This window comes from Miltoncostaea oceani, from assembly GCF_018141545.1.
Classification (GTDB): domain Bacteria; phylum Actinomycetota; class Thermoleophilia; order Miltoncostaeales; family Miltoncostaeaceae; genus Miltoncostaea; species Miltoncostaea oceani.
The window spans coordinates 2,412,068-2,438,903 of sequence record NZ_CP064356.1 but is presented as its reverse complement, the minus strand read 5'-3'; the positions used below and the strand labels follow the sequence as shown (position 1 = coordinate 2,438,903).

Annotated in this window: 28 protein-coding genes and 1 tRNA gene; 13 read left to right on the top strand and 16 right to left on the bottom strand. The window is 74.6% G+C overall.

Annotated elements, in window-relative coordinates:
* Genes IU369_RS12510 through IU369_RS12500 form a run of 3 tightly spaced genes read right to left on the bottom strand, consistent with a single transcriptional unit; the run spans position 1 to position 3,874 of the window.
* Positions 1–1,980, bottom strand: coding sequence for a tetratricopeptide repeat protein (locus IU369_RS12510; protein WP_217921314.1), 1,980 nt, complete (start codon positions 1,978–1,980; stop codon positions 1–3).
* Positions 1,977–2,519, bottom strand: coding sequence for a hypothetical protein (locus IU369_RS12505; RefSeq protein WP_217921313.1), 543 nt, complete (start codon positions 2,517–2,519; stop codon positions 1,977–1,979). The genes IU369_RS12510 and IU369_RS12505 overlap by 4 nt, the downstream gene beginning before the upstream one ends.
* A gap of 8 nt (positions 2,520–2,527) precedes the next feature.
* The gene (locus tag IU369_RS12500) at positions 2,528–3,874 is read right to left on the bottom strand and encodes a sugar transferase (protein WP_217921312.1); all 1,347 of its coding nucleotides are present in this window, start codon (positions 3,872–3,874) and stop codon (positions 2,528–2,530) included.
* A gap of 248 nt (positions 3,875–4,122) precedes the next feature.
* Here IU369_RS12500 and IU369_RS12495 point away from each other — a divergent pair, with 248 nt between their 5' ends.
* Positions 4,123–5,571: a glycoside hydrolase family 113 protein gene (locus IU369_RS12495; protein ID WP_217921311.1), complete on the top strand. Its 1,449-nt coding sequence runs from the start codon at positions 4,123–4,125 to the stop codon at positions 5,569–5,571.
* 37 nt (positions 5,572–5,608) lie between these two features.
* Here IU369_RS12495 and IU369_RS12490 read toward each other — a convergent pair whose 3' ends face one another.
* On the bottom strand, positions 5,609–6,187 hold the full coding sequence (locus IU369_RS12490; RefSeq protein ID WP_217921310.1) for a hypothetical protein: 579 nt from the start codon (positions 6,185–6,187) through the stop codon (positions 5,609–5,611).
* 148 nt (positions 6,188–6,335) lie between these two features.
* A complete protein-coding gene (locus IU369_RS12485; RefSeq protein WP_217921309.1) occupies positions 6,336–6,665 on the bottom strand; it encodes a hypothetical protein in 330 nt (109 codons plus the stop codon).
* A 198-nt stretch (positions 6,666–6,863) separates the two neighbouring features.
* Between IU369_RS12485 and IU369_RS12480 the strand changes: the two genes are divergently transcribed.
* A complete protein-coding gene (locus IU369_RS12480; RefSeq protein ID WP_217921308.1) occupies positions 6,864–8,642 on the top strand; it encodes an RNA polymerase sigma factor in 1,779 nt (592 codons plus the stop codon).
* On the opposite strand, the gene IU369_RS12475 is transcribed toward IU369_RS12480, so the two are convergent.
* Positions 8,639–9,067 (bottom strand): hypothetical protein, encoded by a 429-nt coding sequence (locus IU369_RS12475; protein WP_217921307.1) that lies wholly within the window; start codon positions 9,065–9,067, stop codon positions 8,639–8,641. The two genes, IU369_RS12480 and IU369_RS12475, sit on opposite strands and share 4 nt — an antisense overlap.
* A gap of 212 nt (positions 9,068–9,279) precedes the next feature.
* On the opposite strand from IU369_RS12475, the gene IU369_RS12470 reads away from it, so the two are divergent.
* Positions 9,280–10,260 carry a TerC family protein gene (locus tag IU369_RS12470; RefSeq protein ID WP_217921306.1) on the top strand — a complete coding sequence of 327 codons (981 nt, stop codon included), beginning with the start codon at positions 9,280–9,282 and terminating at the stop codon, positions 10,258–10,260.
* An 83-nt stretch (positions 10,261–10,343) separates the two neighbouring features.
* Complete coding sequence (locus tag IU369_RS12465) at positions 10,344–11,306, top strand: IS481 family transposase (RefSeq protein ID WP_217921305.1); 963 nt, start codon at positions 10,344–10,346, stop codon at positions 11,304–11,306.
* Here the strand turns inward: IU369_RS12465 and IU369_RS12460 are convergent.
* Complete coding sequence (locus IU369_RS12460) at positions 11,303–12,442, bottom strand: glycoside hydrolase family 26 protein (protein ID WP_217921304.1); 1,140 nt, start codon at positions 12,440–12,442, stop codon at positions 11,303–11,305. The two genes, IU369_RS12465 and IU369_RS12460, sit on opposite strands and share 4 nt — an antisense overlap.
* Before the next feature lie 216 nt (positions 12,443–12,658).
* On the opposite strand from IU369_RS12460, the gene IU369_RS12455 reads away from it, so the two are divergent.
* The 3 genes from IU369_RS12455 to IU369_RS12445 all read left to right on the top strand — a co-directional run bounded on the left by IU369_RS12455 (position 12,659) and on the right by IU369_RS12445 (position 15,959).
* A complete protein-coding gene (locus IU369_RS12455) occupies positions 12,659–13,693 on the top strand; it encodes a glycoside hydrolase family 6 protein (protein ID WP_425516824.1) in 1,035 nt (344 codons plus the stop codon).
* Between the two features lie 122 nt (positions 13,694–13,815).
* On the top strand, positions 13,816–15,828 hold the full coding sequence (locus IU369_RS12450) for a glycosyltransferase family 2 protein (RefSeq protein WP_217921302.1): 2,013 nt from the start codon (positions 13,816–13,818) through the stop codon (positions 15,826–15,828).
* Positions 15,829–15,885: 57 nt separating this feature from the next.
* Positions 15,886–15,959 (top strand) — tRNA-Pro (locus tag IU369_RS12445).
* A gap of 250 nt (positions 15,960–16,209) precedes the next feature.
* Here IU369_RS12445 and IU369_RS12440 read toward each other — a convergent pair.
* Positions 16,210–16,413 carry a hypothetical protein gene (locus IU369_RS12440; RefSeq protein ID WP_217921301.1) on the bottom strand — a complete coding sequence of 68 codons (204 nt, stop codon included), beginning with the start codon at positions 16,411–16,413 and terminating at the stop codon, positions 16,210–16,212.
* Positions 16,414–16,505: 92 nt separating this feature from the next.
* Positions 16,506–17,198 (bottom strand): hypothetical protein, encoded by a 693-nt coding sequence (locus IU369_RS12435; protein WP_217921300.1) that lies wholly within the window; start codon positions 17,196–17,198, stop codon positions 16,506–16,508.
* 132 nt (positions 17,199–17,330) lie between these two features.
* Between IU369_RS12435 and IU369_RS12430 the strand changes: the two genes are divergently transcribed.
* Positions 17,331–17,513 (top strand): hypothetical protein, encoded by a 183-nt coding sequence (locus tag IU369_RS12430; RefSeq protein WP_217921299.1) that lies wholly within the window; start codon positions 17,331–17,333, stop codon positions 17,511–17,513.
* Between the two features lie 324 nt (positions 17,514–17,837).
* Here the strand turns inward: IU369_RS12430 and IU369_RS12425 are convergent, their stop codons facing one another.
* The 5 genes from IU369_RS12425 to IU369_RS12405 all read right to left on the bottom strand — a co-directional run bounded on the left by IU369_RS12425 (position 17,838) and on the right by IU369_RS12405 (position 21,401).
* The gene (locus IU369_RS12425; protein ID WP_217921298.1) at positions 17,838–18,338 is read right to left on the bottom strand and encodes a hypothetical protein; all 501 of its coding nucleotides are present in this window, start codon (positions 18,336–18,338) and stop codon (positions 17,838–17,840) included.
* 89 nt (positions 18,339–18,427) lie between these two features.
* Positions 18,428–18,826: a PaaI family thioesterase gene (locus IU369_RS12420; protein ID WP_217921297.1), complete on the bottom strand. Its 399-nt coding sequence runs from the start codon at positions 18,824–18,826 to the stop codon at positions 18,428–18,430.
* A 78-nt stretch (positions 18,827–18,904) separates the two neighbouring features.
* Complete coding sequence (locus tag IU369_RS12415; RefSeq protein ID WP_217924368.1) at positions 18,905–19,291, bottom strand: PLD nuclease N-terminal domain-containing protein; 387 nt, start codon at positions 19,289–19,291, stop codon at positions 18,905–18,907.
* Positions 19,292–19,323: 32 nt separating this feature from the next.
* Positions 19,324–20,466 carry a hypothetical protein gene (locus tag IU369_RS12410; RefSeq protein WP_217921296.1) on the bottom strand — a complete coding sequence of 381 codons (1,143 nt, stop codon included), beginning with the start codon at positions 20,464–20,466 and terminating at the stop codon, positions 19,324–19,326.
* On the bottom strand, positions 20,463–21,401 hold the full coding sequence (locus tag IU369_RS12405) for a YhjD/YihY/BrkB family envelope integrity protein (RefSeq protein ID WP_217921295.1): 939 nt from the start codon (positions 21,399–21,401) through the stop codon (positions 20,463–20,465). The genes IU369_RS12410 and IU369_RS12405 overlap by 4 nt, the downstream gene beginning before the upstream one ends.
* Positions 21,402–21,817: 416 nt before the next feature.
* Between IU369_RS12405 and IU369_RS12400 the strand changes: the two genes are divergently transcribed.
* From IU369_RS12400 to IU369_RS12390, 3 genes are all read left to right on the top strand, one after another.
* Complete coding sequence (locus tag IU369_RS12400; RefSeq protein WP_217921294.1) at positions 21,818–22,021, top strand: cold-shock protein; 204 nt, start codon at positions 21,818–21,820, stop codon at positions 22,019–22,021.
* Positions 22,022–22,109: 88 nt separating this feature from the next.
* Positions 22,110–22,454, top strand: coding sequence for a glutathione S-transferase N-terminal domain-containing protein (locus tag IU369_RS12395; RefSeq protein WP_217921293.1), 345 nt, complete (start codon positions 22,110–22,112; stop codon positions 22,452–22,454).
* Positions 22,455–22,559: 105 nt separating this feature from the next.
* Positions 22,560–22,721 (top strand): hypothetical protein, encoded by a 162-nt coding sequence (locus IU369_RS12390; protein WP_217921292.1) that lies wholly within the window; start codon positions 22,560–22,562, stop codon positions 22,719–22,721.
* Positions 22,722–22,762: 41 nt separating this feature from the next.
* Here IU369_RS12390 and IU369_RS12385 read toward each other — a convergent pair whose 3' ends face one another.
* The gene (locus IU369_RS12385) at positions 22,763–23,932 is read right to left on the bottom strand and encodes an MFS transporter (protein WP_217921291.1); all 1,170 of its coding nucleotides are present in this window, start codon (positions 23,930–23,932) and stop codon (positions 22,763–22,765) included.
* A gap of 126 nt (positions 23,933–24,058) precedes the next feature.
* On the opposite strand from IU369_RS12385, the gene IU369_RS12380 reads away from it, so the two are divergent.
* Positions 24,059–25,279 carry a beta-ketoacyl-[acyl-carrier-protein] synthase family protein gene (locus IU369_RS12380; protein WP_217921290.1) on the top strand — a complete coding sequence of 407 codons (1,221 nt, stop codon included), beginning with the start codon at positions 24,059–24,061 and terminating at the stop codon, positions 25,277–25,279.
* A 56-nt stretch (positions 25,280–25,335) separates the two neighbouring features.
* Positions 25,336–25,947 carry an RraA family protein gene (locus IU369_RS12375; protein ID WP_217921289.1) on the top strand — a complete coding sequence of 204 codons (612 nt, stop codon included), beginning with the start codon at positions 25,336–25,338 and terminating at the stop codon, positions 25,945–25,947.
* 7 nt (positions 25,948–25,954) lie between these two features.
* On the opposite strand, the gene IU369_RS12370 is transcribed toward IU369_RS12375, so the two are convergent.
* Positions 25,955–26,770 carry a cupredoxin domain-containing protein gene (locus IU369_RS12370; RefSeq protein WP_217921288.1) on the bottom strand — a complete coding sequence of 272 codons (816 nt, stop codon included), beginning with the start codon at positions 26,768–26,770 and terminating at the stop codon, positions 25,955–25,957.
* Positions 26,771–26,836 lie beyond the last annotated feature (66 nt).

Here is a 26,836-nt window from a genome sequence, read left to right as displayed (position 1 = left end):
TCACAGGCCCACGTCCCGCCGCAGCAGCGTCAACCGCGGTTCGCGCGGGTTCAGCCGGATGGCGCGGCGGACGAGGGGCCGGGCGGCGATCACGTCGCCCCGTCGGAGCAGGGCCGACGCCCAGTCCGCCAGGATCGTCCAGTCGTGGGGTGACGCGCCGACCGCTCGCGCGAAAGCCGCGTCCGACTCATCGGCCTGACCCAGGTCGGCCCTGATGTTCGCCTCGAGCTGGATCGCCGCAGGCCCCTGGGGGTCGAGGTCCTGGGCCCGGCGTGCCGACTCCAGCGCCGTCGCCAGATCGCCCCGCGCGGCCTGGGACCGCGCCTCGTCGAGACGTTCCGCGCCACCGACGACTCCGGCGACGACGAGGAGGGCGGCCAGGGCGACCGCCGCCATCGACCAGGCGACGGGACGGGGGAGCACGCGCGCCGCGGACGCGTCGGTGGTCGCCGCCGCGAGCGCCGCCGCGCCGAGCACGACGGCGGGGAGCACGACGGCCGGCATCTGCCACGCCCAGTCGCCGGCGAGGTGGACGAGCACGGCGGACCCGGCCGCCGCGGCGATGCCTAGGTCGCGGGCCAGCGCGGCGGGAGGGCCGCGGCGGAGGGCGAGGCCCGTCCCGGTCGCCACGGCGGCGACCGGCGTGAGCAGCAGCAGCAGGCCGATCAGGCCGGATTCGCCCAGCACCTCCAGGTACAGCGAGTGCGCGTTGCGCACGTTGACGTCGATGTCGCGCTCGGCGGCCCAGCGGAAGCGGTAGTCCCCCGCTCCCGTGCCCGCGACGGGCGACGCCGCGAACTGGTCGGCCGCGACGGCCCAGTTCTGCCATCGGCCCGAGCCGGCGGCCACCGCGAGTCGGTCGGCGACGGTGGTCGCGCTGTCCCGGGCACGCGGGTCGTAGCGCTTGAACGACTCGAACTGCCGGTCGGCCCAGGCCGTGGGTCCGCCGTCGGGTGGGCGGGCGATCAGCGCCGCCGCTGCGACGACGACCAGGGTGGTCACGAGCGCCCCACCGACGACGAGTCGACGACGGCCCGGGGCGACGGCGTCACCCAGGCGCACGACGACCAGGGAGGCGAGGGCGCATGCAGCCGCGCCGATCAGGAGGACGACGACGACGCGCCGTCCCTCGGCGTCGTGGGGTTCCTGCAGCACGCGCCCGATCGTCAGCGACTCCTGGGCGTTGGCGTGGACCAGCAGGGGGATCGACGTGGCGGCCGCGGCGGCGAGCATCCAGGAGGTCGCGATCCTCCCGCGTGTCAGGGCCACGAGCACGGCGGCGCCGACCACGAGGGCGACGAGCGCGCCACGCGACTGGGCGAAGAGGATGCCGAGCGGGAACATCGGGATCGTGGCCGCCGCGGCGGCCCGCAGCGGCCACCGGCGGGTCCCGTCGGCCGCGATCCCGACGGCGACGACGAAGCCGAACGCGAACAGCAGGCCCAGGTTGTTCCAGTACGAGATCGGCGTCGACAACCGTCCGTGCTGTTCCTCTGCGAAGATCGCGGGGACGAGACGTGCGCCGAGGGCGCTGACCGTCACCGGGACGACGACGAGCATGCTCAGCTCGACCAGTCTGCGTAGGGTCGTCGCGCCGCGGGAGGAGAGGAGCACGAGGATGAAGGACGCCGCGTAGAGCAGCGTCAGACCCATCGCCGCGGTGCTCGCCGCCGGTTCGTCGGACCAGAGCCCCGAGAGTCCCTGCCAGACCGCGAAGGCCACCCACCCGCCCGCGGCGACCCACCCGAGAGGGCCCCCCGCCGACGTCCGGACGGCGACCGCGACTGCGGCGACCAGCGCGAGCACGACGATGGCGGCGCCACCCCACGACGTCGTGAAGTAGCCGCCGTCGCGATACGACAGGACGAGGGCCACGACCAGCGGCGCGGTGCTCGCGACCAGCAGGGCGACGGACCGGGTGCGATCGCTCGCGGATGCCGAGGACTCGGCCTCGCTGACGAGCGTGGGGGAGCCGGTCACCGCGGGCGCGATCGCACCCCCAACCATGCCGCCCCCGCGACGGACACGATCGCGCCGCCGATGAGCGCGAGGAGCCAGGGCGGGCCGTCGACCAGGGCCGTGGGGTTCGCCGGCGTCGCCGTGTCGGCGTCGCCCAGCGCCGCGAGGACCGCGGGTCGCGCGCTCGGGGTCCCCGTCGGTACGGCGGGGTCCGCCGGGGTGGTGCCACCGGCGCCGGCCTCGCCTCGGTCGGGGACGGGGACCCCGTCGGCGCCCCCGACGGACGGCGTGCCCGCGGCACCTCCGCCGTCGCCGCCGCTGCTGTCGCCGCCTCCGCCACCAGCGCCGCCCGGCGTGACCTCGACCTCGGCGCCGCCCTGGCTCTCGATCCTCTCGCGGCACGCCGACTCGAGGCTCAGGTACTGGTCGACGACGGCCCGGTCGGGTGGCGCGTACCGGATGAGGTTGTCCCGGACGCAGCGCGCGACCGGGTCGAGGTCGTCCTGCGCCACGGCGGGCGCGGTGGCGAACCCGATCGCGAGCACGGCCGCCAGGACCACCCGCCGGATCAGAACGCCCCCCGGCGCGAGACGACGGCGACGAACGTGCTCGCCAGGATCTTGATGTCGAAGCCCATCGACCAGTGGCGGGCGTACGTGTAGTCGAGCTGCATCCGCTCGTGCCAGGGGATCGTGCTGCGACCGAGCACCTGCCAGAGGCCCGTCACGCCCGGACGGACGTTGTGGCGGCGGCTCGCCCACCCCTCGATGCCCTGGGCCTCCGAGAGCAGCACGGGACGGGGACCGACGAGGCTCATCGAGCCGCCCAGGATGTTCAGCAACTGGGGGAGCTCGTCGAGGCTGAAACGACGCAGCATGCGGCCGAGGCGGGTCACCCGCGGGTCGTCCGGGCGCTTGAGGTGCCCACCCAGCAGGTCTGCCGCATGGTCGCCGTGGGCGGCGTCCGCCCCGACGCTCATCGTCCGGAACTTCAGCATCGAGAACGTGGTGCCGCTCCGTCCGAGCCGAGCCGAGCGGTAGAGGACGGGGCCGGGCGAGTCGAGCTTGACCGCGACGGCGACGAGCGCCATCACCGGGAGCGTCAGGACCACGAGGACGCTCGCCGCGGCGAGATCGAACGCCCGCTTCGCCATCCCCTGGCTGATCCTCTGCCGGCCACCCGTCACCGACAGGAGCGGGAGTCCGCCGATCAGGCGACTCTCCGTGGCGGGCCCGACGAGATCGAACATGCGCGGGACCACGTCCACGTTCACGCGGTACGCGTCGGCGTCGCGGAGGACCGCGGCGATGCGCGCGTCGCTCGCCATCGAGAAGCACACCACGATGCGATCGACCTGGCCCTCCACGAGGATCCGGGGGAGGTCGTCGAGGCGCCCGATCACGGCCTGCGCGCTCTCCTCGTCCTCCCCCGGCTCGTCGTCGAGCCAGCCGATGACGTCGAAGCGGCTCTCGGGGTGGCGGAGCGCGAGCGCCGTCAGGTGCGAGGCGACCTTCCCGCTGCCCAGCAGCAGCACCCTCTCGCGCCGGGGACGGTCGAGAAGTAGGCGGCCCACGATCCATGCGACCGGCAGGGTCAGCGAGATGACGAGGAACTGATCGAGGTCGACGGCCCACCCGGCCGCCGACGCCGTGAGGAGCGTCGCCCACAGCGACACTCCGGCGATCGCGCCCAGCCGGAACATCGTGCTGACTCGCCCACCGAGGCCCGTCTCGCGATCGCGGATCATCGCCAGCCCGATCAGCGCGAAGGCCACGAATGCGATCGCCGCGGGCTCGAACGTGCCCGTCAGGCTCGTGTCGTCCGACGCCACGGCACCTGCGGGCGTGGGACTGAGGCCGTCGATCCGCGTCGTAAGGGAGAACGCCGCCGCCGTCGTGACGATGTCCCACAGCAACAGGAGTCGCGAACGCGGGATCCCCAGACGGAATCGGAGCGCCGCCGGACCCGGAGATCCAAGCGTCTCGGTCAGCGGCTGCTCGCGGATCATCGTCCCCATACGTCCCTGTTCGGTCGGCTGTGTCTGTAGGACCCAGAAAAGATGAAAGGTTGGCGCGACGCACCTGTACGCACGAATAGGAATCACACGTCACGGCTTGGTCGAAGGGCGGGTGAATCCGGCGCGGACTGCGCTAGCGTCGCCGGATGAAGAACCTCGCCGCAGTCGTCATCGGAACGTTGTGCCTCCTCGTGGGTGCCGCTGGTGCGGTCGGGGCACCGGTCGTCGCCGATGCCGGCGTCCGCGTCCTGGCCACCGGCGACGACTACCAGCGGGAGATGGACGCGGTGAAGGCCGCCGGCGTCCCGTGGGTGAGCCTCCCGTCCGGATGGGCCGGCCTGCAGCCGACGGCCGACACCGTCCCGGGGCCCGATGGGGCCGGGGGTGCCGCCTGGCGTCGGCTCGACGCGCGTCTGCGGTACGCGCACTCGATCGGACTGAAGACCTTCGTGCAGTTCACGGGGGCGCCGACCTGGGCGACGGATGGCCGCGTCGCCAACAACAAGGGGAACGTGCCGCCGCGTCCCGACGCCCTCCCGGCGTACGCGGCCTTCTTTGAGGCGGTCGCGCGCGGGCTCGGGCCCGGCATCGACGCGTACTCCCCGTGGAACGAGGTCAATCAGCCGGACTTCTGGGATCCCGAGGACCCCGTCCTGTTCGCGCGGCTCCAGCAGGCCGTCTATCCCGCGATCAAGCGCGGTGACCCGACGGGGATCGTGGTGTCGGGGACCGTGTACAGCAAGGACGGCTCGTTCACGTTCCTGCGCGACGCCTACGCCGCGGGCATGCGCGGCAGCTTCGACGTGCTCGGCTGGATGCTCTTCCCGTCGGTGGAGCCCGAGAGCCCACCGATCCCGGGTCGTGGATTCCCGCAGCGCAACCTCTCGTCGATCCTCGACCTGCAGTCGTTGCTCGACCAGGTCGACCCCGGCCGTCGCATCTGGGTCGTCGAATACAGCTACAGCACGTGCACGCCGTCGCCGGGCCGGGCGTTGTGTGTGTCAGATGCACAGCAGGCCGACTACCTCACCCGCGCTTTCACGTACATGCGTCGGTACCTCAACGTCGAACGTCTCTACTGGTTCGCCCTGCGGGACAAGGAGGTGCGCGACACCATCGAGGCGAACTACGGGCTCACCCGGTTCGACTTCACCCCCAAGCCGGCGTATGCCGCGCTCCGAGCCCTGGCGGTCGAGACCGGGGGCCCGGGTTCGCCGGCGGGCGGCGGCACGCGCGCGCCGCTCCCGCCGGCCCTGCCGGCGTCCGCCGCGCGGCCACCCCAGAAGGCGGTCTTCCAGTCGAATGGCAAACGGGTCGCCCTCGGTAAGCCCCGGCTCCGCCTGGTGCGTGGCGTCTTCACGCTGCGGCTGACGGTGTCGGTGCGCGGCGGGAGGACGCGGGTCGCCGTCCAGGGGTTCCGCGGCGGGGCGTGGCGGCCCGTGGTCCGGGTCACCCTCAACCGGTCCTCGCGGGTCCGCGTCCGCTTCCGCGACCGCGGCTTCACCGGGGTGCGGATCCGGGCGAGCCGCCCCGGATCGACGCGGTGGGCGGCGTCGCGTGTGATGCGAGTTCCCCGGGTCGCTGCGCGACGCTGAAACTGCTCCCGGCGCCGTGGCGCCGGGAGCACGCAGCTCAGAGCGCGGGGCCGGGGTCCACCGGGTCCGCGGGGTCGTCGGCGGGCGGCGTCACGGGGACGGCGCAGCGCTTCGACGGGCCGTGGTCGATGATGCTGAACGCCGCAGGCAGGTCCGCCGCGGAGGTGCCGCGCGGTGCGCGGATGCGGACCGTCACGCGGTCCCCGGCGGCGAGGTCGGCGAACGAGCCGACCTTCGGCGCCCGCGTCGGGGTGCTGCCCTCGGGCAGGTGCCGCGCGCGGCCGACCAGGCGGACGACGGTGGCGTCGTCGATCGCGGCCGTGAGGGACGTCGCGCCGGCGAGGGCGTCGCGCATGTGGCGGTTGACGCTGAGCGGTCCGACCTCGACGCCGGTGGCGGTCGCGCCGGAGACGACGCACGCCTGGGTGAGGTGCAGCGTCCCCTTCGGTCCCTTCGCCTTCGACCGGTCCTTCGCCTTCGTGGCCCCGTCCTTCGCGGGCGGCGGCGTCCCGGCCCGGTCCCCGCCGTGGTGACCGGGTGCGTCCGGGTGGGCGACGGCGGCGGGCGCGGCGACGAGCGCGAGCGACAGCGCCAACAGGAGTGGTGTCTTCGTCATGGGTCCGGTTCCTCGATCTCGCTGTGCGGAGGCGACGTCCTCATCGGCTCCGGGACGGCGGGACGTGACGGGCATCACGGAAACCTCACAACGCCGGGGGCCCGGGAGCCGGGGTGACCGCGTGCCTGCGACCACCCCGGCACCGGGATCAGAACTCCCCGCCGCCTCCGCCCCCACCGGGGGGCGGGCCGACGCAGCCGCGGGCGAGCAGTGCCTGCCCGTCGGCGTCCCAGTTCGACGAGTACGTCTTGCCCTTGTACTCGAAGGGCGGGACGACGTCGCCGCCGTCGTGGTGCTTCACGTGCGCGTGGGCCACCGCCGGCGAGGCGGGGTGGATGAGCACATAGGGGTTCGTCGCCGACGAGGTGGCGTGGCAGATCTCGATCTGCGCCACGCCTCCGCCGTTGCCGGCGAGGGCGGGCACCGCGATCGTCCCGATCACGGCGAGCGCCCCGATCGCGCTGAGGGTCCGTCTCATGCGTTCTCCTTCCATGGATGAGGCGACACGACCCCGCGGGGCCGCGTCGTCCCGCTTCGATCGGCACGCGGCGACCGGAACGACACATCCGCCTATCCGTTCGTGTAGTGGGACCGGGCGCGCCGCTGGCATAGATTGGCGATTCCACCCCCCCGCCGCACCCGCGGCGCGTGCCCCATCCGGACCGGCGAGACACGTGTGAACCCCACCCCGCGCCCTGCGCAGCCCCTCCTGGCCGGTACCGCTCCGGACGCCCGCGACCGGGCGCTCGCCGTGCGGGTCGGCGCCGGTGACGAACGGGCCTTCGAGGACCTGTTCTCCCGCTACCGCGACCCGCTGCAGCGGTACTGCTGGAGCATCACGGGCTCCGCGGAGGACGCCGAGGAGGCGCTGCAGACGACGATGCTGAAGGCGCACCGGGCCCTCTCCCGCGGGACGACACCGATCGCCCTGCGGCCATGGCTCTACCGGATCGCCCGCAACACCTGCCTCAACCTCGTCCGTGACCGTCCCCCGTGGACGTCGCTCGAGGCCGACACCCCGGACCCCGGCTCCGAGCCCGAGGCGATGAGCGAGTCGCGGGACCGCATGCGGCGCCTGCGCGAGGACCTCGGCAGCCTCGGCGAGCGGCCCCGCACCGCGCTGCTGCTGCGCGAGCTCGGCGGGATGTCGCACCGCGAGATCGCCGACAAGCTCGGCGAGGGGGCCACGACCGGCACGGCGAAGCACCTCATCCGCGAGGCCCGCGAGGCCCTCCACGACATGGACCTCGGCCGCGACCTCCCCTGCGCCGACGTGCGGCGGACGGTCTCGGACGGCGACGGCCGCGTGATCCGCTCCCGCCGCCTCCGCAGCCACCTCAGCACCTGCGCCGCGTGCGCCGGCTTCCAGGGGGCGATCGGCCGCCGCCAGACCGACCTCGCCGCGATGGCGGGCGTCCCCGCCCTGACGGCGGCCCACATCATCGGCTCGGCGACGTCGTCGGGCGCGGCGGTGACGGCCTCGGGCGCCGCGACGGGCGGCTCCTCGGTCACGGGCCTGTCGGTCCTCGCCGGGGCCGGCGGCGTCGGCGCGAAGGTGGCGGCCCTCGTGAGCGTCGCCGTGATCGGCGGGGGCGCGGTCACCCTGCCCGCGATCTCCTCCGGCGGCCCGTCCGCCCCGGCGGCGCCCGTGGCGCACACGCACGCCACGACCGTCCCGGGCACGTCCGCCGCCCCGATCGCGGCGCCGCGACCCGCAGCCCCGGTGACGACGCCCGCCACGCGGGTGGCACCGCCCTCCGGGGTCGCCGGCACACCGGCCGTCCCCGTCGTGGCGGCCGCCACGCCGCATCCCACCCCCGGGCCGGACGCGGCGGCGGCACCCGTCGCGGTCCCGGCCGCGGCCACCACCCCCGCCGCCACCGCGACCGCCGCCGATCCCGCGCCGGCCGCCGCCCCCGTCGCGACCCGCGTGGTGCGTCCGCGTCCCGCCACCGGAGGCGGCGAGGGCCGCCCCGCCCGGACGGGCGCGGGACCGCCCGACCACGCCGGAGCGCCCGCAGGAGCCGGGCCGCCCGCGCATGCGGGACCGCCGGCGCATGCGGGCCCGCCCGCAGGGGCGGGACCGCCCGCGCACGCCGGTCGTCCCGTTGGTGCGGGTCCCCCCGCGGACGCCGGTCCGCCCGCCGACGCCGGCCGGCCCGCGAGCGCCGGTCCGCCCGCCGACGCCGGGCCGCCGGCGAACGCCGGTCGTCCCGCCGACGCCGGTCCGCCGGCGAACGCGGCTCAGCCCGCCGGCACCGGTCCGCCCGCGACCACCGGCTCATCGTCCGGCTCCGGCTCCGCCCCCTCCGGGGGTGGCGGCTCCTCGTCCTCACCGCCCTCGACGGCGCGGGCGCCCGCATCCCCGGCCCAGGCCGGGCCACCCTCGGGGTCGGGTGCGCCCACCGCCGCGGCCGGGTCCGGTCCCCCGGCCGGCCGCGGAGGCCGCGGCTAGCCGGTCGCCGCGGCGGCGGGCACCTGGGGGACCGCGCACAACGAGGGCGCGGCCACCGGGGGGTCGTCGATCTCGAACCACGCGACGGTGGTGGCGCCGTCGTGGACCATGCCCCACCGGGCGCAGACACGCGCGAGCAGGCACGGGCCGGCGGCGACGGCGATCGTCTGGTCGCGGGGCGACGCCGTCCGGTGGGCCTCGAGCTCGACGTGCACGATCCCGGGTCGCCGGTCGATGCGCAGACCGAGGACGGCCCCGTCGCGGGCCCGCCCGATCACCTCCGGCGACGTGGCGAGCTGGGACGCCAGCAGGCGGATGTCGGCGCGCACGTCCGCGGACAGGACCGACAGGGCGTCGATCGTCGCGCGGATGGCGGCGGGCGCCGCCGGGCCGGAGGGCAGCATCGAGATCTCGGCGATCCTCATGACCTCACCGACACCGCCCGCCGCCGAAGGTTGGCGCGACCCGGTGACGGCGACCCGGCGCGCTAGGATCCCCCGGTCCGCGAGGGGAGTACCCCGACACGGCGTCATCGTCAATACGGCCCACGGCCCGGTGACGCCGGCCCCGTCCACCGCGGCGGGGTTGGGGGAGACCTTTCGGCGCTCGGCCCACCCGACCGCGTCGGAGGAGTCCCATGGAACCGCCCATCTGGGCATGGATCGCCCTCATCCTGGCCGTGCCCGTACTCGCGTCGATCGACCTGCTCGTCTTCGGTCGCGGCGGCAAGGCGGTCAGCGTGCGGACGGCGGCCCTCTGGAGCGCGTGCTGGATCGCGCTCGGCCTGTCGTTCGCGGGGATCATGGGCGCCACCCAGGGCGGGACCGCCGCCGGCGAGTACCTCTCGGGCTACCTGATCGAGTGGAGCCTCTCGATCGACAACCTGTTCGTCTTCGCCGTGATCTTCACGTACTTCGCGGTCCCGGTGGAGGTCCAGCCCCGGGTGCTCCTGTTCGGCGTGCTCGGCGCCCTCGTCTTCCGCGGCATCTTCATCGCGATCGGGGCCGTCGCCCTCGGGGCCGCCCACTGGGTGATCTACATCTTTGGGGCGTTCCTCGTGTTCACCGCCTACCGGCTCGCGCGGAGCACCGGGGACCACGTCGACCCGAGCCGCAACAAGCTGCTGCTGCTCGTCAACCGCTTCGTGCCGAGCACCAGCGAATACCACGGCAACAGCGTGTGGGTGCGGGAGGGCGGCCGCAAGCTCGCGACCCCCGTCTTCGCGGTGCTGCTGGTGGTGGCGAGCACCGACGTCGTCTTCGCGATCGACTCGATCCCGGCGATCTTCGCCGTCACCGACGAGGCGTTCATCGTCCTCGCCGCGAACGTCTTCGCGCTCATGGGCCTCCGCGCGATGTACTTCGTGATCGTCGGGATGCTGACCCGCTTCAAGTACCTGAACTACGGCCTCGCGGTGGTGCTCGGCCTCGTCGGCACGAAGATGCTCCTGTCCGACGTCTACCACCCGCCGGTCTACATCACCCTCGGCGCCGTGGTGGTGGTGCTCGGCACGTCGGTCCTCGCGTCCCTGTGGGCGACGCGCAACGACCCGCCCGCCGAGCTCCCGCTCGCCCACGACCCCGCCGAGGTCGCTCCCCCCGCCCCGCCGGTGCGCTAGGTGTAGTTCCCAGGAAGGTTGTTGAGGGGCGAGGGCCTCCGAGACGGTTAGAGCTGTCGAGGTTCCAACCGAAGGAGGCCCTCGTGGCTCATCGTAAGGCGAAGCTGACGCCGCTTGGCAGGATGCTGTTGGTCGAGCGGATCGAGGTGCTGGGGTGGCCGGTGCGGGTGGCCGCCGAGTCGATGGGGGTCTCGGCGGCCACCGCCTACAAGTGGCGGGCGCGTTTCCGTGTCGAGGGCCTCAAGGGACTCGAGGATCGAAGCTCGCGCCCGCACCGCTGCCCCCACCAGGCCGACTCGGCGCGGGTCGCGCGCGTCCTCGGGCTCCGCTCAGAGCGCCGCTGGGGTCCGCACCGGATCGCCTATGCGTTGGGGATCGCCCGCTCGAGTGTCTATGCGATCCTGCGGCGGGCGGGGCACAGCCGCCTCTCCGACTTCGACCGGCCCACCCGCCGCATCGTGCGCTACCAGCGCGAGCGCCCGGGAGAGCTCGTGCACATCGACGTCAAGCGGCTGGCGCGCATCCCCGACGGGGGCGGCCACCGGCTGCTTGGCCGCCAGGCCGGCCGGCCCAACCAGGCCCGCACGGGACGCCATCTGGACTTCGTGCACGCCGCCGTCGATGACTGCACCCGCCTCGCCTATGTCGAGGTGCACCCCGACGAGCGCGCGGCGACGTGCGCCGGGTTTCTGCGCCGGGCCGCCGCCTTCCTCTCCCGTCACGGCGTGGTGATCGAGGGCGTGATGACCGACCGGGCCCTGGCCTATTGCCGCTCGGCGGACTTTCGCGGTGCCCTGGCCGATCTGGCGGCGCGCCATGTCGTGATCGCGCCCTACCGGCCCCAGACCAACGGGAAGGTCGAGCGGTTCAACCGGACCCTCATCGAGGAGTGGGCCTACCTACGCCTGTATCGCTCGAACACCGAACGCCTGGCCTGCCTGGCGGCGTGGGTCGACACCTACAATCGGCGCCGACCCCACACCGCCCTCGGCGGCCTGACCCCCATGGACGCCCTCCTCAACAACGTCCGTGGGAACTACAGCTAGGGCGCGAGCCTCCGCAGCACCGGGGTGCGCAGCCAGTCCCTCCCGAGGGCGCCCGGCTGGGCGAGGGCGCCCGCCGTCTGCCCGTGGAGGCGGAAGTCGAGGCCGGCGGCGTCGATGTCGTCGTACCAGAGCACCGCGCGCAGCTTCGGGTAGCCGGTCCGGAGGCGCTGGAACGTCTGCCGGATCCACAGGCGGGCGTCGCCGCCGATGTCGGTCGTGCCGATCTCGGAGATCATGATCGGCTTGTCGAAGCGGGACAGCTCGCGGTACGTGTCGCCGTAGAGGGGGTCGGCGGTGCGCCACGAGCTCCACGAGTACGCCTCACCCCAGTTGAACCCGCTCGTCGACACCCAGTCGACCCACTTCCGGCCCGGGTAGTAGGCGCTGATCTCGTGGTCCTCGCCGTCGATGCGCTCGAGGTTGTTGATCGACCAGATCCAGCTGACGTTGTCGACGCCCGCGGCGTCGAAGATCCGGTGGACGTGCCGCCACGCCGCCACGTAGTCGGCCGGCGCGTTGCCGTTCACGTGGACGCCCCACGGGTACCAGTTGCCGTTCATCTCGTGCATCAGGCGGATCATCACCGGCTGCCCGTACGCCGCGATGTCGCGGGCCCAGGCGCGGACGATCCCGTCGTGGTCGCCGGCGGCGATGCGGGCGAGGGAGATGTCCGGCTGGACCGGGGTGTGGCGCTCACCCTCGGGGGCGCTCCACGGCTCCCACGTGATCATGGGGATCGCCCCCGTGCGCGCCACCCGGCGCGCCCAGTCGGGGCGGAACCGCCGCTCGCCGGTGAGCCACTGCTGGTACCAGTTCACGATGGCGGGGCGGGCGCCGTTCTGCTCCGACCACACCCGCACGGCGCCGTTGTCGGTGACGAGGCGGAAGTTGGAGACGCCGAGGTAGACGCCGTCCTCGGGGGGGAGCAGCGCCCGGCGGGGCTCGGCGACGTCACGCTCCGGGCCGGGGACCGGCGTCGTCACCGACTGCGTGACCGCCGCGGACGGGTCCGCCGCGGCCTCCGACGAGTCGGCGCGCTGGGCGAGCCACGGCACCGCGAGGACGACGCCGACGACGACGGCGACCGCCACCGACACGCCTCCGCCGATCAGTCTCCTGCGCCAGGGGTCGCTCATCCCCACCGTCCTCGGCATCGGGGGGAGCCCAGTTGAGGCGCGGGTCCGGCCGGAGGGGGACACCCGGGGGGCCGACACGCGATGTGAGGTTTCCATAGGCTTGAGTCCGCGCGACGGATGCCGATAGTGGCGCCACGTGCCCTCCACGCCCTCACCGTGACCCTCCGACGACAGCGCCGTGCCCGGCGCCCACGCCAGACGCTCGCCCTCGCCCTCGTGGCAGGTGCGCTGGCGCTGACGGCTGCCGGCGCGCTGCCGGCCACCGCCGCGACGCCGGTGGAGGCGAACGCGCGGGAGACCGGTGCGCTGACCCGGGGAGCCGCCGTGCTGACCGCCCGTAGCAGCCGCGTCACCGCGGCCCGGCGGGTCAACCCGCTCCGCGACCAGCCGCTCTACGTCGAGCCGGGCGGCTCCGCGTCGACGCAGGCGAAGAGCTGGACGGGTGCGCGCCCCGCCGACGCCGCCCTCATCCGGTGGATCGCCCAGCAGCCCCAGGGTCTCTGGCTCGGCGACTGGCACACCGACGTCCGCGCCGTCGTCGCGCGCCGCATGCGCGCCGCCCGCGCGAACGGCACCGTGCCGGTGCTGGTGGCCTACAACATCCCCGACCGCGACTGCGGCCAGCACTCCCACGGTGGGGCGAGCGACCCCGCCGCGTACCTGCGGTGGATCGACAAGGTCGCCCGGGGCATCGGCGCCGGACCCGCCACCGTCGTGCTGGAACCCGACGCCCTCGCCGGCATGGGGTGCCTGCCCCGCTCGGCCCGCCTCGAGCGGACGCGGATGATGTCCGCGGCCGTCGACCGCCTGACCGCCGCGGGCGGCACCGCCGTCTACATCGACGCCGGCAACCCCGGCTGGGTCCCGGCGCCGCTGATGGCGAAGCGGCTGCGCGCCGCCGGCGTCGCCCGCTCCCGCGGCTTCTCCCTCAACGTGTCGGGCTTCGAGACCACGGAGCGGGTCGCGGCGTACGGCCGGGCCATCTCGCGCCGCACCGCCGGGGCGCACTTCGTGATCGACACGAGCCGCAACGGCAACGGCCCGCACGAGCGGGGCGAGTGGTGCAACCCGCCGGGCCGCGCGCTCGGCGCCGCCCCGAGCACCGAGACCGGGGACCCGTTGATCGACGCCTACCTGTGGGTGAAGCGCCCCGGCGAGTCGGACGGCACGTGCAACGGCGGTCCCGAGGCCGGCACCTGGTGGCCCGAGTACGCGCTGGACCTGGCCCGCCGGGCCTCCGCCACCCCCTGACGGAGGTCCCGTCCGGACGTCGCGTCCGGGACGGGGTGGCGGGTCGCGCAAGTCGGCGGCCCACGCGCCGATAGAGCCCGTGCGACCCCCGGCGCAACCGGGGCGACACGAGGACGGCACGGATGCCCGACGTCACCACGGACGAGACGACCACCCCCGCCCACGGCGTGACGCCACGGCTTGCGCGGGCCTCCCGCCCGACCCAGGCCGTCGTCATCCTGGCGCTGGCCGCGGCCGCCGCGTACCTGACGTGGCGCTGGGGCTGGACCCTCGGGGGGTCGTCCCTGTGGATCGGGATCCCGCTCGTGGTGACCGAGACCTACGGCTTCACGATGCTCCTGATGCTGGCGTTCTCGTGCTGGCGCCTGTCTGATCGGGAGACCCCGCCGCCGCTGGAGGGCCGCACCGTCGCCGTCCTCATCGCCACCTTCGACGAGGACGAGGACGTCCTGCGCCCGACCGTCGTCGGCTCGCTCGCGATCCGCAACGACGTCGACCCCGAGGTGTGGGTGCTCGACGACGGCGGCCGCCCCTGGGTCGAGGAGATGTGCCGGGACCTCGGCGCGCACTACCTGTCGCGCCCCGCCCCCCGCACGCACGCGAAGGCCGGCAACATCAACCACGCCCTCGAGCACGTGTCGGCGGAGTTCGTCGTGACGCTCGACGCCGACCACGTGCCGCGCCCCGAGCTGATCGAGCGGATGCTCGGCCACATGGCCGACCCCCGCGTCGCGGTCGTGCAGGCCCCCCAGGCCTTCTACAACCGCGGCTTCGGCCACCCCCGCGCCGCCGACGACGACCCGATGCGCAACGAGCAGAGCATCTTCTTCGACGTCATCTGCCGCGGGAAGGACCGCCACGGCGCGGCCTTCTGGTGCGGGTGCCCGTCGCTCATCCGGCGCGAGGCGCTGATGGAGGTCGGCGGCGTCGCCACCGACACCGTCGTGGAGGACGCCCACACCAGCCTGAAGATGAACGCCCTCGGCTGGCGGGTCGTCTACCACCACGAGGTCATGGCGCTCGGCCTCGCCCCCGAGGAGATCGGCGCGTTCGTCGTCCAGCGGGGCCGCTGGGCCCGCGGGTCGCTGCAGATGCTCCGGCTCGACACGCCCCTGTTCAAGCGGGGCCTGACATGGCGTCAGCGCATCGAGTACAGCGCCAGCTGCCTCCACTTCCTGGAGGGCCCGCAGCGCCTCATCGGCCTGCTCGTCCCCGGTGTCGTCCTCGCGACGGGCGCCGTGCCGATCGACGCGAACCCCGCCCTCTACCTCGCCGTCTTCCTGCCGCAGCTCATCCTCATCCCGACGGCCTCGAAGGCCCTCACCCGCGGCCACTACCGCGTGCTCGAGGGCGAGCGGTACTCCGTGGTGCGCATCGAGGCCTACCTCCGCGCGATGGCGGCCCTGCCGCGTGGCCGCGGCGGCGGCTTCAAGGTCACGCCGAAGGGCGCCCGCGCGGGTGGCTCGCCGGTCGCGCGCGCGCTGCGCGTCCCGATCGCGGTCGGCGTCTTCACCGTCGCGGCGATCGGCTACCAGACCGCCGCCCAGGTCCTCGACCTGCCCGGCCGCCTCAGCGCCGGCGCCTCGACGTTCACCACCCTCTGGGCCCTCGTGAACGTCGCCCTCATCACCTACGTCGTCCTGTGGGCCCGCGGCGTCCACCACCGCCGCCGCTCGCACCGCTTCCCCGTCGCCGTCCACGCGGCGTACGCGGCCGACGGCGACGAGCTCGCCTCCCTCGCGGGCCGCCTCGCCGACCTCAGCCGCCACGGCGCCCGCCTCTGGGTGGGCGAGGAGCGGACGGTGGGGGAGGCCCTGCGGCTCGTGCTCCTCCTCGACGAGGGCCCGATGGAGGTCAGCGGCCGCGTCGCGACGATCACCCCCGACCGCGCCGGTGACGGCTGGATGCTCGGCGTCGACTTCGACGGGATGGACGCCGCCACCGCCGACGCGATCGTCGCGTGGTGCTTCCGCCACCCGTTCGGCGCGGAGGGCGCCCTCGCCCCGCCGGTCCCCGCCCTCGTCCCCGACCGCGAGGCCGTCGAGTTCTCGAACGTCCTCGCCGAGGCCCAGATGGCCGCGACCGTGGAGCCCGGCGACGCGCCGGCCCGCGACGGGGACACGCCCGCCGCGTGATCCCGGCGCCTCCCCGGACCGCGGTCCGGGGAGGCGCGTCGGCTACGCTGGGCCCCTCGGGACGTGGCGCAGCCTGGTAGCGCACCGCCTTTGGGTGGCGGGGGTCCCCGGTTCGAATCCGGGCGTCCCGATGGGGTTCTCAGAGTCTTTGCACCCAAAGTGCCGCACAAGTTGCCGCAGATCGGTCTAGGACCCTGGGTCATGTCTGATCGGGCGTGACGGCTACCGAGAGAAGGTCGCCTGGCCGGAGGCTCTGCCCCTGGCCGCTCGACTCCCTGCAACGGTGGGATGCCTCGAAGCCCGAAAAGGCGCTCGGCGGTGGGTGAGCCATTTCGCCGTGCGCCTCAGCGTCCCATCAGCGCTCCAGCCAGTCCCCGAGCGTCATCGACGACGACGCGCATGATTGCTCCAGGAACTCGGCGATGGCTTGGTGCCAAAGCCCCCCGCCGCCTCGGCGATCTCTCGCACGTTAACGCCCGCCTCATGTGCGGCACTAACCAACTGCTTGCGCTCAGGCTGGCGGGCCTTGCGCTCGTCGTTGGCTGCGCGCGCCAGGGCGTCGAGGCGCGCGTGGTCGCGCCCCACGATGTGTTGAGCATCCCCCACAGGTACGTCTTGGCCTTCGATGGGGATAGGGCGGTGGGGTTGGCAACCGGCGTCTTTACAACGTGAGGACGCTACTCCGCCGCTGACGGCTGGGCGTCCCACGAGTGGGAAGGTGTGCCGAACGCACGGTTGGAAGCCGTGATGACTCCTTGGCTGAAGACCGCGTTAGCGGTGCCGCCGATCACGGCGCCGATACCGAACGGAATGACCTTCCCAAGCACGAGAATGCCCTGCTTGGTGCCGTACTTGGTGACGAAGTTGCGACCGAGCACCTTGTTGACGGCGAGGATCTTGCTTGTCGGGATAGCACGGACGAGCTGGCGCGCCCAATGCTGGCCAGTCCGCTCGGCGACCGCGCCGACCCCCTTTGCCCCAGCGTCACCGAGCATGACGGCCATAACCAGCGTCCTGCGTCGCTCGACGTCCTCGATCGTGATGCCCTGCACCTCGCCGCGACACAGGATGTAGAGAACCGTGGCGTTGAGGAACGCGACCATCTCAGCTCCCGAGAGGGCGAGTGCCACGCCAGTGCCGACCGCCGGCGCCGCGGCGGCCGCGCCGACACCGACTCCCGCCGAGATCGTCGCGGCGCGTAGCTCGGCATTCAAACGATCCACGATCTCGCGCGGCGTGGCGTCCGGCCGGTTTCGTCGCAGGCGAGCTATGTGTCGCTCGGTCGCCGGCGATTGGAGCGCCAGCGCCTTGTCGAGCAACACGAGCGGCAAAGACGTCTCGGACGCTGCAATCTCTGCTCGGGTGCTCATCTGCCGTGATCCAATCCGGTCGAGGTTTTCCCGTAGCTCGTAGCCCGTAGAACTCGGAGGGCGGGGTCTCCGCCCCGTCCGCTCCTCTTGGGGGCCTTCGGAGTGATCCGCCAGGATCGAAGGAGGACCACCGTGAAGGAGAAGCTACCGGCTGAGCAGGCCGTCACGAGCGTGGAGCGGGTGCTGCGGTCGGCCGTTCAGGAGGCGCTCGGGGAGCTGGTGGGCGCCGCCGAGGAGGGCCCGATGGCCCTCTCGGTGGGCGTCGGGCTCGGCGTGGTGGCTGAGTTGACGCGGCCGGCGCTCTTGTCGGGGTGACCCTCCTGGGCGCCCGGCGCCTCCTCGATCGCGAGGGCGCGATCACAATCACGCTTCCCCAGCGCATCGAGGCGGCCGCGATCGAGGAGGCGCTGGCGCAGGCCCCGTAGTCGCCGACGTGCCGCACAATCGGCAGCAGTCACTGCCGCAGACGCGGTCCCGTGGAGTCCCGGAGGCCACCGCCAGGATCCACCGAGATCCCGTTCAGCGACTCGGATCGCGGGGCGCTCCGGTATCCGCCGGGACCTTGCGGGAGCACGGATTTTCGTCTTTGGGTGGCAGGGGTCCCCGGTTCGAATCCGGGCGTCCCGATCGCGGCGGCCCCTACGGGGTGGCCGGCGGGGGGACGGGGGTCGCGTCGAACGTCAGCGACACGGTCACCACGATGCTCGGCGGCTTGTAGCAGCGGGTCACCCGCGTCCTCGAGATGACGGGGCCGCGACGGCCGTCCACGCGCGGGCCGCGCCGCACCTGCTGCACGGAGCCGCAGTAGCGACCCGGCCCGAAGCGGCTGTAGTTGCCGCCGAAGTAGTAGCCGTAGCTCCCGGCACCTTCCTCGATCGCCGTGATCGCGCCGAGCGTGAAGCCGCCCGCGATCGCGAACCGGGTCGCCTGGTTGCGGGCCGCGGTGAACGCCGCTGGCACCGCCTCGGCCCGCGCGGCCGTGACGGCGCGGACGATCTTCGCGTTCGTGAGCGGGGCCGGCGCGACCACCTTCGCCTGTGCCGTCCCGACCGCCGTGATCGTCTCGCCGTGCGCGACGCCCGCCGCGGCGGCCAGCGCCACCCCCGCCAGAGCGCCGGCCATGCCCCTGGTCACACGCATGTCGCACCTCCGTCCGCGGCGGAGACCGGGTGCGTCCGCCCGTCGGCCGACCGTAGCCGCGGGTTGGGACGCGAACCGCCCGGGACGCGTCAGATGGTGGTGAAGGTCCCCATGGCCTCGGCGACGGTCTCCTCGCCGTCGTCCTGCTGCTGGGTGACCTCCGCGTGGACCACCGTGAACAGGCGGCCACGTCGGCTGACGCGGGCCTCGGCGGTCAGCAGGCCGGGCCGGCCGGCCTCGAGGTAGTTCACCTTCATCTCGATCGTGACGGGGCGTTCGTCGCCGTCGATCAGGCTCGCGAGGGCCCGGCCCATCGCGAGGTCCACGAGGGTGGCGATCGCGCCGCCGTGCACCGTCCCCGCCGGGTTGAGGTGGTCGTCGCCTGCCTCGAGCGTGATCGTCGCGCGGCCGTCGGCGATCTCTCCCTCGACGAGCCCGACGAGGGCGTTGAAGCCGGCGGCGACCGCCGCGGGGGTCTGTTCGCTCATGCGGTCACTCTACGGCCGCGCCGCGGCCGGGGACCGTCCACCCCCGCCGCGCCGCGGCGGGGGTGGGGGGGACCGGGGTCAGGCCAGCGCCTTGGCCTTCAGCGCGGCGAACTCCTCCTCGGTGATCGTGCCGTCGTCCCGCAGGGCCTTCGCGGCGGCGATCTCCTGGGCCGGTCCCCCCGACCCGGCGACGTCCTTCACGTACGTGTCGAACTCGGTCCGGGCGGCGCGCTGGTGCTGGATCGCCCGCTCCGCCATGCCCTGTCCCCGCGCGATCAGGTAGACGAGCGCCCCGATGATCGGCAGGACGAGCAGGAAGATCAGCCACGCGGCCTTCTTCGGCCCCGAGGCCTCGCGGTCCCGGAACAGGTCCACGACGATCGAGAAGAGCGTCATCAGCAGGAACAGCACCGCATAGATCACGATCACGCTCCAGATCAGGTCGAGCACTCCGAAGTCGTCCATCGGTCACCTCCGTTCGTTCATGGGCACGGGTGTCACGTCGCGCCGGGCGGGCCCGGCACGTCCTCGGCGAGGATCACGCGGCGAAGGGCCTCGACCCCGGCCGCGACGAGCGCGGCCAGGACGAGGATCCCGAGCAGCCGGCGGGATCCCGACGACGGTCCCCAGACGAGGACCGCGAGCAGGAGGGCCGCGCCGGCGCCCCAGATGGCGACCGGGTGGTCGCGCACCACGGGCGCCAGGCGACGGCGGGCGGCGACCGCGCGGCGCGCGGGGCCGGCGAGCCACGCCCCGGCGAGCAGCAGGACGCCGTAGAGGAGCAACGCCAGGGCGAGGTCGCGTAGCAGGTCGGTGCCGATCAGCCACACCGCCCGCCCCGCGTCGCGGGTGACGGGATCGGTGAGGGCGTCGACGATCGCATCGCCCGCGACGCGCCGCACCACCAGCAGCACGCCCCCCACGCCGATCAGTCCGGCGGCGAGGGCGACGAGCATGCGGCGCCGGAAGCCCTCGGCCAGCCACAACGCCACGCCGAGCAGCACGACCACCACGACCACCAGCAGCACCGAGAGCGTGCGGATCGCCTTCACGGCCTCCTGCGCGGCGCCGAGGCGCTCCGACCGGAGGATCGTCACCTGCCCCGCGCCCGGCGGCAGGGCCGGCGTCAGGCCGATGCGGTCGCCGAGGCGCTCCACCAGCGGCCGGAGGTCGAGCACGACGTCCCCGCCGGACGACCGCAGCAGGCCGGAGTCGTCGCCGTCGAGCAGGGCCAACAGGCGCTGGTGCGCCCTCCGGTTCGCCTCCCGCCACAGGCGCTGGGTGGCGGGACGCGCCAGCAGGTCCTCCGCCGCCGGCAGGGCGGCCTCGCGCAGCAGCCCCGTCGCCGGTCCCGCGAGCCCCTGGACCTCCGGGGGCAGCAGGCGCCGGATGCGGCCCTCCAGGTCGGGGCCGCTGAACAACGCGTCCACCAGCTCCGCGGCGGCCAGCTCGCGGACGTCGTCGTCCTCCAGCAGGCGCGAGCTCGCGTCGACCCAGCTGTTCGTGTCGAGCGCCTGGCGCTTCACCCAGACCGTCAGCGACCCCACGAGCAGCAGCAGGATCGCGAGGCCGAGGGCGGTCCACGCCAGCACCGTCCGCCGCCGGGGGGTGAGGGCGTCGGGGACCCGCAGCGGCGTCACGGGGTGGTCTCCCGCCGCCGGTCCCAGAGCGCGGCGTTGAGGATGGCGGAGCCGACCATCAGGCGGGCCACGATGAACAGCCAGAGCAGCAGGGTCAGGGCCACCCCGATCGTGCCGTACACCGACGCCACCCGCTCCGCCTGACCCGCCAGGTAGTAGGAGGTGAACAGGTGCAGGCCCTCCACGCCGACGGCGACCAGCACCGCCCCGGGCAGCAGCGCCCGGGTCGGGGTGGGGCGGCGGGGCAGGTGGACCGAGATCCGCAGCCACACCGTGAAGTAGATGACGACGATCGCGAGGCTCGCGACGAGCCCTCCGAGCCCGGACCGCGCGCGGAGCCAGCCGATCACCACCGACATCGCGATCAGCCCCAGGCCCGCCGCGAGGAGGATCAGCGAGCCGTTCACGAGGCTCGAGGCCCGGCGGGGCTGGATCCCCCACGCGGCCGCGTGGCTGATGCGCAACGCGCGCACCGCGCCCAGGCCGGCGTAGAGGGTGCCGCCCAGCCCGATGACCACGGCGATCCACCACCCCCTCTGCTGCGCGCCCTCGGTGATGATCTCCGCGAGGGCCCCCTGCAGGCCGATGTCCGTCGACGCGTCACCCACCGCCGACTCGTCGAGGTCGGTGATCGCGCCGAGCAGGCCGACGAGCAGCAGGGAGAACGGCAGCAGCCAGAGGAACAGCCGGTAGGCGACGGCGCCGGCGAGGAGGCCGCCGAGGTGGGCCCGGTCGTGCTCGGCGACGTCGAAGGCGCGGGCGACGACCGGCGAGCGGCCACGGGCCTCCTCGGCCCACGCCCGCGCATCGTCGGCACGGCGCCGCGAGGCGTCGGCGAGGGCGGCCATCCGGCGGCGGGCCGCCGCGACGCGCCCGGGTCCGGCCGGGCGGTCGGCGCCGTCGTCGTCGCCCCCGGACGAGGGGGTCCCCCTCATCTCCACGGGCGCGCGGGCACGTCAGATCCCGGGCAGCCGGCGCTCCCCGGCCCCGGACCCCTCATCGGCGGGCGCCCCCGCGGGGTGGCCGGCGACCACGAGGTCGATCGGTCCGGGATCGTCGTCGCCCACGCGCACCCTCCTGCTGCGGCCCCACGGTCCGGGGGGCCTCTGCGCGGCACCATAACCCAGCGGCCTGTCGCGGAGGAACACCATCGAGGGCGCGATGTCACGGATCTGGTAACCCCTCCCGCCCACCCTCCGTCGTGGCCGATGGTGCATGTCGTCCGGCCGATCGCGCTACTGTGCCGACGGCGGCTCCATCCGGGGCCGGCTAAGGACGCGTGGATGAGCAGACGTCGGTGGGCTTTCAGCTCGGCGGGTCAGCGTTCCTCGCTGAGCGAATAGGAATGGTTATGCCCGAAGGCGTCGTGAAGTGGTTCTCGCAGGAGAAGGGTTACGGGTTCATCACCCCGGACGACGGAGGCAAGGACCTCTTCGTCCACTTCTCCGAGATCCAGGGCTCCGGCTTCCGGAACCTGGACGAGGGCCAGCGGGTCAGCTTCGAGAGCCAGGAGGGCCCGAAGGGTCCCCAGGCGGCGAACGTCTCCGGCCTCTAGGCCGACGACACCCCGCATCGACGGATCACCGAGGCCGCCCTCCGGGGCGGCCTCGGCCGTTGTGGGACGGACGGAGTAGGTTCGGTCGGTGCCGCCGGCCCGTCTCTACCACCGCTGGAAGTGCCCCTGGTGCGCCGCGGCCCGCCAGGCGATCGAGAACGTCGGCGCCCCCGTCGAGCTGGTCGAGGTGCCGCACCCGCGCGACGCGCGCGATGAGGTGGAGGCCGTCAGCGGCCAGCGCCGCGTGCCGGTCCTCGTCGACGGCGACGTCGTCGTGATCGACTCCCGCCGCATCGTCCGGCACCTCTACGCCACGTACGGGGACCAGGCGTTCGCCCGCTCCATCGGCGAGCTCGACGACGACATCGCCATGGACGGCGAGGCCGCCGGCGCCGACGGCGCGGCGTGCGAGATGCCGCGGCCGGAGGCCTGAGCGGCCGCCCACGCGCGTCCGGAGGGCCCTCCCCCGCCGGGTGATCGGATTGCGCGGCCCCGTATGCGGGAAGATGGCGGTGTCACTCCATCGAAGGGAACAGTCTTGGCATCCGGAAACGGCAAGCTCGGCGGCATCGGCCTCGGCGGGATCCTGGTGATCGCCGGCATCCTCGTCGCGATCTTCGGCTCGTTCTGGCTCGGCCTCATCATCGCCCTCGTCGGCCTCATCGCCTTCGGCGGTTTCGCCAAGGGCAAGTGGTACTAGGAGCACGCTGACCGACCGGCCGGCCCCCCGGGGCCGGCCGGTCAGCCCGACCCGAGCACCCCCGCCGCGTCCGTCAGCGGCCCCGCCGGCGCCGGACCCGCGGCACGGCCGGCCAGCAGCAGCACCGCCAGCGCCGCCGGCACCAGCACCCCCAGCGCCCACGGCAGCGACGTCGCCCCCGCCAGGAACCCGATCAGCGGGGGACCGAGCAGGAACCCGATCGACCCGGTCGACGAGACCGCCGCGATCCCCGGTCCCGGGGCGGTGTCGGGCCGCCGGCCCGCCGCGCTGAACATCAGCGGCACGCCGTTCGCGACCCCGAGCCCGACGAGGAACAGGCAGGGGAGCGCGAGGGCGGCGGAGCCGCCCAGCAGCATCACGGCGAGCGGCGCGGCGGTGAGCAGCGCCCCGCCACGCAGCAGGTGCACCGGCCCGATCCGCCGGTTGATCCGGTCGCCCACGAGGCGCCCGACGGTCATCCCGCCGGTGAAGACGGCGTACGACGCCGCCGCCAGCGCGGCGCTCGCCCCGAGGTCGGAGTCCATGTAGATGCCGCTCCAGTCGGCCATGGCGCCCTCGGTCATCATCGTCAGCAGGCACAGGGCGGCGAGCAGGGCCACCCCGCGGGACGGGAGGGTGAACCGCGGGGCGTCCGCGCCCTCCGCCGTCGAGCCGGCGCCGAGGTGCCGGGCGCAGGCGGCGAGGTGCACCGCCAGGGCGGCCGCCACGAGGGCGACGGTGACCGCCCCGTCGAGGCCGAGCGCGGTCCCCGCCGCACCCGCCGCCGCGCCGGCCGCGCCGCCGAGCGCCCACCCGGCGTGCAGCGACGACATGACCGGACGCTCCGACGCCGCCTCGATCGCGACGCCGTGGCTGTTCATCGCGACGTCCATCGCCGCGCTCGCCGCCCCCAGCAGCACCAGGCCGGCGGCGACGAGGACGGGGTGGGGGGCGAGCACCGGCAGGGTCACCGTCACGAGGCAGGCGACGCCGCCCGCGACGGCGACGGGGGCCGAGCCGCGGCGCGCGACCGCCTGCCCCGCGATCGGGACCACCACGATCACCGCGACCGACATGCACAGCAGGATCAGCCCCATCACGCCGGAGGACAGGTCGAACCGGCGCTGGATCGCGGGGATCTGGGAGACCCACACCCCGATCACGGCGCCGTTGACCACGAACAGGCCGGTGGTGGCGAGACGGCGCGTCACCGGGTCACGGTAGAGGGGCGGGCGGCGGCGATCCACGGACCCCGGGGGACCCCGTCCGGGGGCGGTCGTCACGATCGGGCACCCCCGCGGGACGGATCGCCCGCCCCGTCTGCGAATATGCGCGACGTGCGCCGACGGGTCGTCATCACCGGAGCAGGAGTCGTCAGCCCGATCGGTGCCGGGGTGGCCGACTTCTGGGATGCCCTGGCCGCCGGGCGCTCGGGGGCCGCGCACGTCGAGCTGGAGGCCGTCGGCACCATCTGCGGCTTCCCGGTGACCGAGGGCGAGGACGCCCGCGAGCGCTTCGGCCAGCGCGACGCCCGCCGCATGGACCGCGCCGGCCGCTTCGCCGCCGTCGCCGGGGCCCTGGCCCTGGAGGACGCGGGGACGCTCGGCATCGAGCCCGAGCGGATCGGCGTCTCGGTCGGCAGCGTGCACGGGGGCGCCGACACCCTGCTCGAGGCGCACCGGGCCTTCCTGGAGCGCGGCCCCGACCGCGTCGGGCCCCTCTCGATCCCCCTGTCGCTGGCGAACCACCCCTGCGCGAGCGTCGCGCGGGTGCTCGGCCTGCGCGGCCCGACGTCGTCGCCCGCCACGGCCTGCGCCGCCGGCTCCGACGCGATCGGCGCCGCCCTGTCGCTGCTGCGCGAGGGCCGGGCCGACGCGATGATCGCGGGCGGCTCCGACGCCCCGCTGTCGCCGCTCGTGATCGCCGGCTACCAGCGCGTCGGGGCGCTCAGCCCGAGCACGCGCCCGCCCGGCGAGTCGTCGTCGCCGTTCGACGTCGCACGGGACGGCTTCGTGATGGGCGAGGGCGCGGGGGTGCTGCTGCTGGAGGAGCGCGAGCACGCCCTGGCGCGCGGGGCCCGCATCTACGCCGAGCTCACCGGCTACGGCAGCTCCTGCGACGCCGGGCATCTGACCGACCCCGACGCGACCGGCGAGGGCCCCTCCCGGGCGATGGCGATCGCCATCGCCGACGCCGGCCTGACGCCCGCCGACGTCGGGTACGTCAACGCCCACGCCACCTCGACGATGGCCGGCGACATCGCGGAGTCGCGCGCCCTGACCCGCGCGGGCCTCGGCGGCGCGGCGATCTCCTCCACCAAGTCGGCCCACGGGCACGCCCTGGGCGGTGCCGGCGGCGTCGAGGCCGTGGCGACGTTGATGGCCTTCGCACGCGACCTGCTGCCGGCGACGCTGAACCTGCGCGACCCCGACCCCGAGGCGCCGTTCGACCACGTCCTCGAGCCGCGCGCCGTGCAGGTCGCCCACGCGGCCTCGAACTCGTTCGGTTTCGGCGGGCACAACGCCTGCCTGGTGCTGAGCCGCCACACCGGGGCCTGACCCTGCCGGCCGCCGGCGGGGGCGTCCCCGACGACCTGCGGGCGATCGCGGCGGCCGTGAGCTGCTCGGCGATCTGCGACGCGATGATGCGGCGGCACGGCCACCGGGCGCACGTGACCGACCTCGTCAGCCCGGCCCCGGAGCGGGGACTGCTCGGCCCGGCGGTGACGATGCAGTTCATGCCGCTGCGGGCCGACCTGCTCGACGCCGCCCGCCACGACTTCTCGGCCCTGCTCGACGCGGCCGTCGCGGGCCGGGACCCGGAGGGCTGCGTGCTGGTGGTGTCGAGCTGGGGCCATCCCGACCAGCCCGTCGCCGGCGGGAAGAAGCTCTCGCGGCTCGCGAACCTCGGGCTCGCGGGGCTCGTCGCCGACGCGCGGCTGCGCGACTTCGCGGAGGTCGTGGACCTCGGCCTCGCCGCCTGGTGCCGGGGCGAGACGGTGCGCCAGGGCGGCGACGTGATCATGCCGTGGGCCGCCGACGTGCCCGTCGCCGTCGGCGGGGTGACGGTGGTCCCCGGCGACCAGGTCTACGCCGACGCGTCCGGGGCGGTCGTCATCCCCGCCGACGACCTGCGGCCGATCCTCGAGGAGGCCGCGCGCATCGAGGAGCGCGACGCCGCCGAGGTCGCCCGCATGCGCCGGGCGGACGCCGCCCGCGGGCGGTGACGGGGGGCTACTGCCGGAAGGCGGCGGCGCGGAACGGGACGTCCCGCGAGGCGGCGGCCTCCAGGCCGCGGTGCGCGGGGACGGCCGCCCGGTAGACCCCCGGGGCGCGCAGGCGGAAGGCGGCGCGGCCCGCCGCGAGCGGTCGCGTCGCGACCTCCGTCCAGCGGTACGTGTCGAGGTCGAGGCGCTCCAGGTGGACGTGGTGGGCGCCACCTGCCGGCTCGACCGCCACCCGCAGCCGCGGCCCGGTGCGGCGCACCGCGACGTGGGGGCGTGCGGTCGCCCGGACGCTCGGGCTGAGGTCGTCGCCGACGACGGCGCGGAACGCGGTGCGACCGGTCAGCGCCGGCCCGCTGATGCGGTACCCGCCGGCGGCGTCGACGGCGGCGGCGCCGACCTCCACCCACGCCCCCGGCACCCGCCGCTCGACGCGGACGACGGTGCCTGCGGCGACGCCGGGGACGACGCCGGCGAGCATCGGCCGCCGCCCGGCGATGACGGTGGGGGGCGTGGTGAGCGACACGAGCGAGACGGTCAGCGTCCCCCGCATGTAGCCGTGGAACGAGCAGTGGTAGGCGTAGACGCCGGTGGTCGCGGGGGCCGTCAGCCGGAAGGAGGCCCCGGGGGCGAGGCCGCCCGAGCCGAAGGCGCCGTCACCGGCAGTGACGGTGTGGCGGTTGCGGCCCACGTTGACCCAGGTGATCGCCGTGCCCGGCGCGGCCACCAGGGCGGCGGGTGAGAAGCCCGCGTCGTCCATCGACACCGTCCGCGTCAGCGCGGCGCCGGTCTCCGGCGGCGGGTGGGCGACGGCGGCGGCGATCACCGGGGCGCCGCCCGGCCGTGGGTGGCCGGGACGCCCCCGTCCGTCACGGAGGACGGACGGGGTGCG